The sequence below is a fragment of the Nostoc sp. genome (genome assembly GCF_036917415.1).
GTDB lineage: Bacteria > Cyanobacteriota > Cyanobacteriia > Cyanobacteriales > Nostocaceae > Nostoc.
In genome coordinates this window covers 93045-103288 of sequence record NZ_JBALDJ010000002.1, presented here as the reverse complement: position 1 = coordinate 103288, position 10244 = coordinate 93045, and the positions used below count along the sequence as shown (strand labels likewise).

The 10244-nt window shown below is 41.0% G+C and carries 9 protein-coding genes; 3 read left to right on the top strand and 6 right to left on the bottom strand.

The window, feature by feature from the left end; all coding sequences use genetic code 11:
- Window positions 1–398: 398 nt before the first annotated feature.
- On the bottom strand, window positions 399–686 hold the full coding sequence (locus V7K41_RS00570; protein WP_334845225.1) for a hypothetical protein: 288 nt from the start codon (window positions 684–686) through the stop codon (window positions 399–401).
- A gap of 643 nt (window positions 687–1329) precedes the next feature.
- Complete coding sequence (locus V7K41_RS00565; RefSeq protein WP_334845228.1) at window positions 1330–2664, bottom strand: GTPase family protein; 1335 nt, start codon at window positions 2662–2664, stop codon at window positions 1330–1332.
- Window positions 2665–3132: 468 nt separating this feature from the next.
- Here V7K41_RS00565 and V7K41_RS00560 point away from each other — a divergent pair, with 468 nt between their 5' ends.
- Together V7K41_RS00560 and V7K41_RS00555 are read left to right on the top strand one after the other, a co-directional pair.
- Window positions 3133–3390, top strand: a complete 258-nt coding sequence (locus tag V7K41_RS00560) for a type II toxin-antitoxin system ParD family antitoxin (RefSeq protein WP_334845224.1) — start codon at window positions 3133–3135, stop codon at window positions 3388–3390.
- Window positions 3387–3524, top strand: a complete 138-nt coding sequence (locus tag V7K41_RS00555; protein WP_334845223.1) for a type II toxin-antitoxin system RelE/ParE family toxin — start codon at window positions 3387–3389, stop codon at window positions 3522–3524. Before V7K41_RS00560 ends, V7K41_RS00555 begins: the two co-directional genes overlap by 4 nt.
- A 35-nt stretch (window positions 3525–3559) precedes the next feature.
- On the opposite strand, the gene V7K41_RS00550 is transcribed toward V7K41_RS00555, so the two are convergent.
- The 4 genes from V7K41_RS00550 to V7K41_RS00535 all read right to left on the bottom strand — a co-directional run bounded on the left by V7K41_RS00550 (window position 3560) and on the right by V7K41_RS00535 (window position 7844).
- Window positions 3560–3766: a hypothetical protein gene (locus tag V7K41_RS00550; RefSeq protein WP_334845222.1), complete on the bottom strand. Its 207-nt coding sequence runs from the start codon at window positions 3764–3766 to the stop codon at window positions 3560–3562.
- Between the two features lie 108 nt (window positions 3767–3874).
- Window positions 3875–4102 carry an addiction module protein gene (locus V7K41_RS00545; protein ID WP_334845227.1) on the bottom strand — a complete coding sequence of 76 codons (228 nt, stop codon included), beginning with the start codon at window positions 4100–4102 and terminating at the stop codon, window positions 3875–3877.
- A 98-nt stretch (window positions 4103–4200) separates the two neighbouring features.
- Complete coding sequence (locus V7K41_RS00540; RefSeq protein WP_334845221.1) at window positions 4201–6843, bottom strand: PAS domain-containing hybrid sensor histidine kinase/response regulator; 2643 nt, start codon at window positions 6841–6843, stop codon at window positions 4201–4203.
- A gap of 302 nt (window positions 6844–7145) precedes the next feature.
- Window positions 7146–7844 (bottom strand): rhomboid family intramembrane serine protease, encoded by a 699-nt coding sequence (locus V7K41_RS00535; protein WP_334845220.1) that lies wholly within the window; start codon window positions 7842–7844, stop codon window positions 7146–7148.
- Between the two features lie 162 nt (window positions 7845–8006).
- Here V7K41_RS00535 and V7K41_RS00530 point away from each other — a divergent pair, with 162 nt between their 5' ends.
- Window positions 8007–10136, top strand: a complete 2130-nt coding sequence (locus V7K41_RS00530) for a tetratricopeptide repeat protein (protein WP_334845219.1) — start codon at window positions 8007–8009, stop codon at window positions 10134–10136.
- Window positions 10137–10244 lie beyond the last annotated feature (108 nt).

Here is a 10244-nt window from a genome sequence, read left to right as displayed (position 1 = left end):
TTGTTGCACCACCAAATTTTCTTGTTTTGTGGGGTATTACAGCAGTTTTCATGTATTTGAAGCACATATGTCGTAAGGGCACAGCATTGCTCATAGGTGTCAACTTCAGCCGAAAACTATATCAGACAGGCGTTTTGTAAATCCCTCATGCCCTCATCCCCTAACCCCTTCTCCCAAGGGAGAAGGGGAATTGAATGTCTAGCTCCCCTCTCTCTTGGGAGAGGGGCTGGGGGTGAGGGCAAAATGTTTTCACCAAGCGGGTTTAGCGTTAAGTTGACACCAATGAGCATTGCTGTGCCCCTACCGCGTGGTCTATTTACCTGAAAATAGCTGTAACACCCGGTTATTCAAACGCTCGCAGGCCGCTAACGCTACGCTATCCGCCAGTCGTATACAATTCATTCTGAATTCTGACTCCTGACTCCTGAATTCTGTTTCGATAAAAGTTTTAAGGGAGACCGTTCCCGTGAACCCAAAGACCGTTCCCGTGAACCCAAAGACCGTTTCTGTAAATCCGAAGACTGCTCCCGTGAACCCGAAGACGGCTCCCGTGAACCCGAAGACGGTTCCCGTGAACCCGAAGACCGCTCCCGTGAACCCGAAGACTGCTCCCGTGAACCCGAAGACTGCTCCCGTGAACCCGAAGACCGTTCCCGTGAACCCGAAGACCGTTCCCGTGAACCCAAAGACTGTTCCCGTTAACCCGAAGACCGCTTCAGTTTGTTGGGGAGTGCGTAGACGCAAAGCGGCATATTGATGGATATCGTTGCGTAGGCAAAGCTTTTGTAGGCGATCGCACTATTGGTACTTGTTACTACTTATTTCCACCATCGCACCACATCCTGAATAGCACGGGCAATTTCTGCATTTCCAAGTTACGCCATGATTCGGCATTATACGTACCTTATCAAAATCCTGACTTCAATAAACGCTCTCGCCGTAAATACGCTGACAAGCTAGATTATAGTAATATACTGGACAAATTATTTATCTAGCTTACCTCTCTAGACCGTATTCATCCCGTTTCTTGTGGCGTTGAACCCTCGTAAATTAGCAAAGGTGCTGTGAGTAATGCTGACACAAAATCAAACAGTTGCCAAACTTTGATCTGATATTTGTGTAGCCTCTCCTTATCTAGGAAACTAATCAAATGTTTTATCTTCATCAGCCTCTAGTTAGATAAAAAAAATACTTTTAAATAAGTATTTCGACTGGGTTTTATGATTTATAGTTCTGTCTAAGAATGGATTTCAGAAAGCTCCACTTTGTTTGGAGAAAGAATTCAAAAAAATTCAAAATCAAATCACCCGAACCTGATTGCAACTACTCCTAACGTTCGATTCCCTTAAACCGTTCTTGCGCCGCTTTAAATGCTTCTTGCATCACCAACTGAATTTTCTCTCGATCTGGTTTCTTACCTCCCATTAAATCACCAAAGTAAACACAGGCTGCTTCCCCTAGCGCCCAGGTATAGGCAGCTGCCCAAGAGGCTGCGATCGCACTCCCAATACCTGGTATAAATTTAATTAACTCCCGCGCAATTGCCTGTGCTAAAAAACCACCTGCGATCGCACTGACAACTCCTCCCGCCTGAGATGGCGTAACTGTTTGCCCATATAATTTACCCAACAGACCCACCATTGATACTTGCAAGGCAGTGAGTACGGGCATTGTGGTAAATGGCAGAGGTACAGCGGCGAGGGTGGCAGACATAATCGCAAATGGCAAAATGTAACGGCGGGCAGCATCTCGGTAAAGGTTGCCAAGTTGCTTCCCAGATTCTTCTCGATCTAATAGCTGATAAATCGCCTGGGCTTCTGCTTGTGGGAGTAGTTCTGCCAAGGAATCTCGCAGTGCTTCTAAGCCGTAAAATACCGGAGTGTAGCCATCTTCTTCTAAGGTAAAGTCAATTAGTACAGAGCGGTCAGTTATTTTTGCGAAAGCTTGTTGCATGGCGGCAAATGCACGATTGACTTCCTGATAATCTGGCGGATAAATGGGATGATCGACGGTATCGTTAGGATAAACCTCATGCAAGCAGGTAACTACCAGCAGACAGGGAATGTCTGGATACTTCTGGCGCAGCTGTTGAGCAATTTGTCGTAGCGTCTCAGTTGCAAAATCATTGATTTTGACAGTCAAAAGCAGGATTCTGGCGGAACGAGTTTCCTGTTGTAAATCGCCAACTAACTCCTGAATAATTGTTTGAGTATCTTGTTTGACATCACCCAGCCCCACTGTATCAGTAAAAATCAGTAACGGTAGGTCATTGGAAGGATAGGCATAGCGCTGGGTGTGTTGCGTGTGTGGGCGAAATCCTTGACCGACAATTTCCGCAGAAACTCCCGTCAATCCTCGGACAATTGAACTTTTTCCGGCTTGGGGTTTACCAATCACCAGGGCTTCTGTAGTTGGCAGTTCGGCTCGAATTTTGTCTAAAATCTCTGCAACTTGAGTTTCGCTCACACTAAACCATTCAACAACTGTCTGTGCCACTTGTTCTACGGGTAAGAGTTGCGTTAAGCGTGTTGTTGCGTTGTTCCAGACACCAGCAATCCGATTTGTCCAGGAATTATCGACCGACTTGGTAATCGTTTTGTCGGTCGGTTTGCTCAATTGCTGAGAATCAGTTGATGGTAAGTCAGCATCACGTTGCTCAGTCATTTTCATCCAAACATAGAAGACCCTTTTTGTGATCTTATAGCGATTCTCAAAGGGATAACTAGTACCTTTAGTAGTGTTCCTGAGCATGAGCGATCGCGTTTTTTGATTAACTTTAGCGTCTTGCTTGTCTAAAAGGTTGTTTGAAAAGTGTTTCGCTGTGACTATAGGCACTTTTAGATCCCCCCTAACCCCCCTTAAAAAGGGGGAAACACGAATCAAAGTCTCCCTTTTTAAGGGAGATTTAGAGGGATCTAAAACTTTTGATACCGACAAGAAGACTTTTCAAACATCCTCTAAGGAGACGCTGACTCCGAAGTATCTGTTATCACAGATCATCAACTATGAGTGAGATGTTATCCTAATGTTCGGCTTGCTTTTTCTAATTAACATAGCGAGAGAATTGCAGAGAATGTGACGATGTTGTTAGAACAAAGTTAATGCATCCATTTTTTAGTTGAGGTACAAGTTATGAAGATCACACTCAAGTCAGAAATAGAGCAATTTATTCAAGTGCAAATTGCAAGTGGTAAATTTGCTAGTGCAGAGGATGTGATAAATGAAGCTTTTAATTTGCTTCAAGAAAGAGAACGGCGAATTGAAGAATTACGTCAAAAAATTGCTGTGGGAACTGAACAAATTGCTAAAGGGCAAGTAACTGATGGTGAAGTTGTTTTCGCTAGATTTCAAGAAAAAATTCGGAAAATTGCTGAGGAGTCTGAAGAATGAGTAGTTATTCATTTTCAGATGAAGCAATTCAAGATTTAGATGAAATTTGTGAATATATTGCTCGCAGTAATCCAAAAGCAGCCAGTAAGCTTTTTGATGAGATTCGTAATAAACATTTTAAATCTTGCTGCTGATTTATTTTTAGAAATTTATTTATTTCAAGTTTATTTTATCCATCTGATGGTTTCTCTTTAACGCGCTCTTTCCAATATCCCGGTTCGCGGCTACAGTGCATCAGAGCCAAAATCAAAACGTAATCTTCCTCAATGGTGTATAAAATTCCATAGGGAAATTTGCGCGTTAGACATCGACGAATGTCTTCGTCAACAACAGCCCAGCGAGTTGGGGACTGAATGATTCGGAAAATAGCATCCATCCTCAACCGCATTAATAAATGCCTGCGCTAATTCAACCCGACGCTCTGCATAAAACTTGACCGCTTCGCCATATTCAGTTAATGCTGTTGGGTGAAAAACGTATTTCATTACTCCAAAAGTTGTCTCACCCTAGCTAACGCTTCCTCTCCAGTAATGGGTTGAACTGCGCCGCAGCGAACTTCATCTCTACGCTTTTTGGCTTCCTCTGTCCACAGAATTTGAAGTGTTTCGTCTACATCAAACTCAAGACTTTCAACCAGCTTTTCTGCCAACAATGCTCTCGCTGCACTGGGCAAAGCTAAGGCTTCTTTCATGATCTGCTCAACAGATGCCATAATTCCTGAAAGCATAGGACTATCCAGAGTCTAGCAGGAAAACAGTAGATGTGGCACAACACTAAAGTTATGGAAAACCTCTCAGACGCTTACCTATATCAGCTTGGCTCAATCAAATCAGCAATCGCTTGCACCAATGCATCTGGATCTACTGGTTTGGAGATATGCATTTGAAATCCTGCTGCTAGTGCTTGCTGTTGATTCATTTCCCCTGCATAGGCTGTCAGAGCGATCGCTGGTACGTTTCCTCCTTGTTGGGGCGATCGCGATCGCACTTCACGCATCAGCATATAACCGTCTGTTTTTGGCATTCCAATATCGCTAATTAAAACATTTGGTATCGACTCAGACAGTGCTTGTAGTGCTTCCTGTGCTGATGATACGGCGGTTACTTGCACGCCGTAGTCTTGCAAAATAAAGGTAATTAAGTCGCGGATATCTGGTTCATCATCCACTACCAAAACTTGAGTGTCCGCAAGCAGCGAGGATTCTGGCTGCGAATATGAAGACTGATTCTCTTCGCCCCGAACCTGTTCGCTTCTAACCAAAAGCGGTAACTCGACAGTGAAGCTTGCACCCAATCCTTCTCCAAGACTTTCGGCTTGAACATTTCCCCCATGCATTTCTACAACCCTACGCACGATCGCTAGTCCTAAACCTAGTCCACCAAATGTCCGGGTAGTTGTGCTATCAGCTTGGCGAAAGTAATCGAACACATAAGGCAAAAAGTCTAGGCTAATTCCCTTTCCTGTATCGCTGACCTGAATTTGAGCCTGATTACCAGCATCTATGAGTCGAATTTCTACTCGTCCTCCTGTTGGAGTAAATTTTACCGCATTTGAAAGCAAGTTCCACACAACTTGTTGCAGCCGATTTGGGTCGCCCATCACTTGTCCCAAATTGGCATCAAATACGGTTTGAATTTGAATTGACTTGGCTTGGGCTGCTAGTTTTACTGTTTCTAGTGCTGCTTCAACTACCATTACCAAGCTGACTGGACAGATATTCAAGTTTAATTTTCCTTGAAGGATGCGCGACACATCCAACAAATCTTCAATTAGTTGGGTTTGTAACTTAGCGTTGCGTTCAATGGTTTCTAAGGCGTGGTGAGTAGTTTTTTCATCAAACTTGCGAGTCCGCAACATTTTTGACCATCCGAGAATGGAGTTGAGTGGGGTTCGCAGTTCATGGGAGAGAACCGCCAGAAATTCATCTTTAATTTTGTTGGCGATTTCTGCTTGTTGGCGTGCTGTCTTTTCGCAGTCGAGTAGGCGATCGCATTCTTTCTCAGCCAATTTGCGATCGGTTATGTCCAGTACAAAAGCAACACCGTTGTCTTGGGAGTCATTTAGCAAAGCCATTCCCAAAACAATTGGTACTCGCTTACTGTTGCGGTGGATGTACTCTTTCTCGAAAATTCTGGAAACTCCAGTGGTTTGCACCTCCAAAAGGGCGCGATCGTCTAAATCTTTATACTCAACAGGAGTAAGTTCTCTCCAATTAATTCTACCTAAAGTAGCAAACTCTTCACGAGTGTAGCCAGCTAGTTGAAGAAAGGCATCATTGGCATCAATAATGAAACCATCCACAGTCCAAAAAGCGACCCCAATCAGGTTAGATTCAAACAAACGCCGAAATCGTGCTTCACTTTCACGTAATGATTTTTCTGCTCGTTTGTGTTCGGTAATATCGCGAGCAACAGTGATTACGCCTTCAATAGTTTGCTTAGAGTTTCGTAATGGTGTGAGGATGTATTCATAATAATGCAACCCATCAGCAGTAAAATATTTACACTCATCCTTAATCGGCTGCCCAGTTTTCATGACAGCTTCTCGTTGATTATCTACCTGCGTTATTAGGTCTGCGGGTAAATCCATTTCTGGCAAACTTTTACCGATAATATCTTCGGGATTTAAACCTAGTATAGTTGCTCCATCATGGCTGACATACTGATAACAACCTTGGCGATTAAAAATGTAAATATGATCGACTGAGGCGGTAAGGATGGCATTTAAAATATTTGCCTGTTCTTGGACTTGTGTTGTAAGTTCGCGAGTACTTTCTTTTGCCTGCTGACACACAGTAGTTTCCATACAAACGCCGATCATTCGCACAGCTTGCCCTTGAGCGTTATAGATAAATTTTCCCTTGGCAGAAATCCAATGCGTGCTTTGGTCTGAGCGAACTATGCGAAATTCATCATTGTAGTCAGTCTTTTGTGCCAAAGCGTGGGCGATCGCTTGCATTACCGATTGGCTATCTTCAGGATGAACGCACTTTTTAAACGTCTCATAAGGGCTGTCAAAACTACTTGGAAGTAGACCAAAAAGCAGTTCATAATTTTCTGACCAGATGACTTGATTGGTAACAATATTCCAATCCCACAAGCCCATTTGAGATACATCTAGAGCTAGTCTCAGCCGTTCTTCATTCTCTCTGAGAACTACTTCTATCTGCTGTCGCGCTGCGATTTCTTGTTGGAATTGCTGTAAAATTACTGTCATATCTGTTGGCAAATTGAGATTTACAGAAGTTTCCTTCTCAATCTGCCAATCAACAACTTGAAGATGAGGATTTTCTACTTCTACCGGCAGTTTTATTTTTAGTTCTGTTAATTGTTTCTCAAGCGCTGTTTGCTTTTGTTGATAAAATTTCTCTGATTGCTCTAACTCAGCTACACGCTTCCGCAAAACTGCTAATTCATCAGTGAGTTTAAAGTTAATTTTATCCACGTTTTGCATCTTCTGCACCAGTTATTTTTAACAATATCGACTTGAAGAGTAGGTATCCCTAGTTCGATCTATGATTTTTTCAGCTATCAAATGTAATCTATCAAAAGGTACATAAAATATTAAAAAGATATTACAGTAATCATTTTGCTTATTTTTTATAAACTTTGATTAAATCGAAACAGGTTATGAATTTCAGCCAAAAGGTATATATGAGTTTCAATGACTGTAGGGTAAAGACTGCTAAAAATATCCAAATCAAAATTTAGCTTTTTGACATTGGTTTCCACAATAGCTCAATAGCTAAATAAAATTTATCTCTTAAATCGGATGAAAGCTGCACCAATTAATAATCCCACAACCTGCCCTAAGAAGACAACACCCGATTGATTTACGCCGACAGGAGGAATATTTAAACTACCAATACCATAAAATAATTGTTGTACAAACCACCAAAATATATAGAAAAACGCTGGTAGTTGAATGGGAATATACAAGATTATTAGCGGCAAAACAGTGTCAATTTTAGCTTTAGGAAACTTCATAATGTATGCGCCTAAAATAGCTGCGATCGCACCATTTGCGCCAATCAATGGAACTGTCAAACTCGGTTCAGCCAGAATTTGTACTACCCCTGTCATCACGCCAGCAGCCAGATAAAATTCTAGATAGCGTCTGTGTCCCAGAAGATTTTCTACAGTTTTTCCAAAAACCCACAAAAATAGTAGATTTCCTAATATTTGACTAAAACTGCCGTGCAGAAATATTCCAAAAAATAGTGTAAATACCCGCCAAATGACAACTATCCAAGCAGCAGAGTTGAAAAACAGAGCATTGGTAACTGCTCCACTAATCTGCGCTGGAATCACACCCCAACTATTGACAAAATAGCCTAATTGACCGCTAAACTCTAGTTTAAGTTCCCATAAAAATACAGCCAGGTTAATGCCAATCAACCAGTAATTAATAATTGGCTTACTTCGATAACGAATATTATCACTAATAGGAATCATATATATTTGTCATTTGTCATTTGTCATTGGTCATTGGTCGTTAATTATTAGTTTTCTCCCCCTGCTTCATCTGCCTCCTCTGGTTCCTCTACTTTCTCACTTATCCTTAACTTGTGGCAGAATCGGAATCAGATTGCATTGCACTTACACTAGGCAAACTAGATGCTGGGAAACACACTTGTAGGAAGATACCAAATTATTAGTAACTTGGGAGGTGGGGGTTTTGGTGAAACTTTTGTGGCTTGTGATACCCAATTACCCGGTTCACCTCTATGTGTCGTTAAGAAACTCAAACCCCAGGCAAGCGATCCAGTAACTTTGGAAACAGCTAGGCGTTTATTTGATACAGAAGCGCAAGTTCTGTATAAATTAGGAACTCACGATCGCATTCCTCAACTTTTAGCTTACTTTGAGGAAAATGCCGAATTCTATCTTGTACAAGAATTGATCGAAGGTCACGATCTGAGTCAAGAATTAACATCAGGTAAAATCCTCAGTCAAGAAGAAGTTATTTCACTTTTACAAGAACTTTTGACAATCTTAGAATTCGTCCATCAACAGAATGTAATTCATCGTGATGTCAATCCCCACAATATCCTCAGACGCCAACCAGATGGCAAATTAATTTTAATTGATTTTGGTGCAGTGAAACAAATTGCCACTCAAGTTATTACTCCCCAAGGTCAAACTTTAGCAACAGTAGCTATTGGTACGCCTGGATATATTCCTGGCGAACAAGCTCATGGTACGCCAAAATTAAGCAGTGATATCTATGCTGCGGGAATAATTGCTATTCAAGCTTTGACTGGATTATCACCAGAGGAAATAGTAAAAGATGCTGATACTAATGAAATTATCTGGCATGATAAAGCTACCGTAACACCAGAATTTGCTCAATTCTTAGATAAAATGGTGTGCTACGACTTTCGGCAACGCTATGCTTCGGCAACTGTGGCATTACAAGCGCTGAAAGAGTTAAGACAACCACCTGTTCAGACAATAGCGTTAACTCCTCCTTCTCCACCAAAAAATATCAGCAAACCTCAACCAAAAAAAGGTATATTAGGTAAAATTTTACTAACAATATTTTTCTTGACTGTTGGCGGAGTAGCATCAATATTTATTTGGAGTTACATTAATTCAAATAATGCCATAGCATTATCTAAAGATGGAAATACGTTTTTTGATTTGCAACGTTATCAAGACGCGCTAGAAGTATATGAAAAAGCCGTTAATCTTAGACCCGATTATGCTCAAGCTTGGAATGGTCAAGGCAAAACGTTAAATAAATTAAGAAAATACAAAGAAGCATTAGTGGCGTATGACAAAGCAATTCAAATTCAGCCAGATTATTTAGATGCTTGGATTGGACGTGGTACTGTATTGGGAAATTTACAGCGATATCAAGAAGCGATCGCCTCTTTTGATAAAGCCTTAGAATTAAATAATGACAATTCAGAAGTCTGGAATGCTAAAGGTGAGGCTTTCAGTAATTTAAACCAATATGACCAAGCAATTAAGTCTTATGAAAAGGCAATTGAACTCAAACCAGATAATTATGAAGCTTGGTATAAAAAAGGATTAGCTTTGCAGAATTCTAAACGATACGAAGAAGCGATCGCAGCTTATCAAAAAGTCGTTGATTTAAAACCAGACTACGAGCAAGCCTGGTATAATATCGGGAATGCACTAGTTAATTTAAAACGCTATCAAGATGCATTTACAGCTTATGATAAATCGGTGCAATATCAGCCAGATTATTACCAAGCTTGGTTATCTAGAGGTAATATACTGCTGAATTTACAGCGTTATCCAGAAGCGATTGAATCTTTTAATCAAGTAATTAAATACAGTCCCAGAAACTATCAAGCCTGGTATAATTTGGGCTGGTCGCTGCATCAAAACCAACGCTATGAAGAAGCAATAAAAGCTTATAATAAAGCGGCAACGATTAAGCAAAATGATTATCAACTCTGGTATAATTTAGGGAATTCACAATACATATTGCAGAAATACGAAGATGCGATCGCCTCTTATAATAAAGCAGTTCGTTATAAACCAGACCATTCCGAAAGCTGGTTTAGCAGAGGAAATGCTCTATTAAATTTAAAACGATATCAGGATGCGATCGCTTCTTACGATCGAGCAATAAAATACAAGCCTAATTACCAACAAGCAATAGATGGTCGCAATCAAGCCCAAATTCAACTGCAAGGCGAAAAACCAAAGCCTGTAATTGTACCAACTCTTCCATTTCCTAATTCCACCAATCCACCGCAGACGACACCCTAAGCAACCTATCAAATTGACGGTTTAGGATTGATAAGCTGTTACGCATTTAAGTTGTATATTTACTCGTCAGCGTTGTCATTAGTCATTAGTCATTTGTCATTTGTCATT

What these genes read in the sequence shown, in the direction of transcription:
- V7K41_RS00565 (WP_334845228.1), bottom strand. Translation starts at nt 2,664, where the DNA reads ATGACTGAGCAACGTGATGCTGACTTACCATCAACTGATTCTCAGCAA.
- V7K41_RS00560 (WP_334845224.1), top strand. Translation starts at nt 3,133, where the DNA reads ATGAAGATCACACTCAAGTCAGAAATAGAGCAATTTATTCAAGTGCAA.
- V7K41_RS00555 (WP_334845223.1), top strand. Translation starts at nt 3,387, where the DNA reads ATGAGTAGTTATTCATTTTCAGATGAAGCAATTCAAGATTTAGATGAA.
- V7K41_RS00550 (WP_334845222.1), bottom strand. Translation starts at nt 3,766, where the DNA reads ATGGATGCTATTTTCCGAATCATTCAGTCCCCAACTCGCTGGGCTGTT.
- V7K41_RS00545 (WP_334845227.1), bottom strand. Translation starts at nt 4,102, where the DNA reads ATGGCATCTGTTGAGCAGATCATGAAAGAAGCCTTAGCTTTGCCCAGT.
- V7K41_RS00540 (WP_334845221.1), bottom strand. Translation starts at nt 6,843, where the DNA reads ATGCAAAACGTGGATAAAATTAACTTTAAACTCACTGATGAATTAGCA.
- V7K41_RS00535 (WP_334845220.1), bottom strand. Translation starts at nt 7,844, where the DNA reads ATGATTCCTATTAGTGATAATATTCGTTATCGAAGTAAGCCAATTATT.
- V7K41_RS00530 (WP_334845219.1), top strand. Translation starts at nt 8,007, where the DNA reads ATGCTGGGAAACACACTTGTAGGAAGATACCAAATTATTAGTAACTTG.